Source organism: Microbispora siamensis (genome assembly GCF_016863095.1).
GTDB classification, from domain to species: Bacteria; Actinomycetota; Actinomycetes; order Streptosporangiales; family Streptosporangiaceae; genus Microbispora; species Microbispora siamensis.
Genome location: NZ_BOOF01000114.1, coordinates 1 through 1534 on the forward strand (window position 1 = coordinate 1; position 1534 = coordinate 1534).

General features: G+C 67.5%; 1 protein-coding gene. It reads left to right on the forward strand.

All coding sequences use genetic code 11. From position 1 onward, the window contains the following. On the forward strand, window positions 1-1531 hold a 1531-nt coding region (locus Msi02_RS42700), incomplete at its 5' end, for a glycoside hydrolase family 43 protein (protein ID WP_204053401.1). Window positions 1532-1534: the final 3 nt, after the last annotated feature.

Sequence of the window (1534 nt, forward strand, 5' to 3'; positions counted from 1 at the left end):
GAGTCCGTCGGGTGGGCCGTGGCCGCCGTCGTCGACCTACTCCAACCCGGTGTTGTGGGAGGACCTGGCCGACATCGACGTGTTCCGGGTGGACGACACCTACTACTACTCGGCCTCCACGATGCACTACTCGCCCGGCGCGCCGATCCTGCGCTCCTACGACCTGGTCAACTGGGAGTACGCCGGTCACTCGGTGCCCAAGCTGGACTTCGGGTCGAAGTACGACCTGAACGGCGGGCGGGCGTACGTCAACGGGATCTGGGCGTCGTTCCTGAACTACCGCAAGAGCAACAAGACCTTCTACTGGGGCGGATGCATCGACTTCAGCAAGACCTACATCTACACCGCCACCTCGGTGGAAGGCCCGTGGAACCGGCACACCACGATCGACAAGTGCTACTACGACGCCGGGCTGCTCATCGACGACAACGACACCATGTACGTCGCCTACGGCAACACCACCATCAACGTGGCCCAGCTGTCGGCCGACGGCAAGAGCGAGGTCCGCAGCCAGCAGGTGTTCTCCACCCCCTCCAGCGTGGGCACCCTGGAAGGGTCGCGGATGTACAAGCGGGGCGGCGCCTACTACATCTTCGTGACCCGCCCGGCCAACGGGCAGTACGTGCTGAAGTCCACCAACGGCCCCTTCGGCCCGTATGAGATGCGCCAGGTGCTGCTGAACATGGGCGGCCCGGTCTCCGGCGGCGGGGTGCCGCACCAGGGCGGGCTGGTCCAGACCCAAAACGGCGCCTGGTACTACATGGCCTTCCAGGACGCCTACCCCGGCGGCCGCATCCCCGTCCTGGCCCCGATCACCTGGACCTCCGACGGCTGGCCCACGGTGCAGACCGTGAACGGCGCGTGGGGCGGCTCCTACCCCTACCCCAACGTGCCGCGCCCGCCCCGGCAGGTGAAGCCGCCGACCGGGACCGACACCTTCACCGGCACCCAGCTGGGGCCCGAATGGGAGTGGAACCACAACCCCGACACCACCAAGTACAGCGTGGGCAACGGGCTGCGCCTGCAGACCGCCACGGTGACCGGCGACCTGTACTCGGCCCGCAACACCCTCACCCACCGCATCCTGGGCCCGTCCTCGACCGCGACGATCCAGCTGGACTACTCGGCCATGCGCGACGGTGACCGGGCCGGGCTGGCGATGCTGCGCGACTCCTCGGCCTGGATCGGCGTCAGGCGCGACAACGGCCAGACCCGCCTGGTCGCCACCAACAACCTGACCATGAACAGCAGCTGGCAGACCACCAGCACCGGCACCGAGGTCGCGAGCACGCCCATCTCCGGCGGACGGATCTGGCTGCGGGTCAACGCCGACATCCGCCCGGGCACCGGCCGCCAGGCCAGGTTCTCCTACAGCACCGACGGAGTGAACTTCACCTCCTTCGGACCGGCCTTCACCATGGGCAACGCCTGGCAGTTCTTCATGGGCTACCGGTTCGCCATCTTCAACTACGCCACCCAATCCCTGGGCGGCGCCGTCACCGTCAACCGATTCGACCTCACCACCCCGTAACAC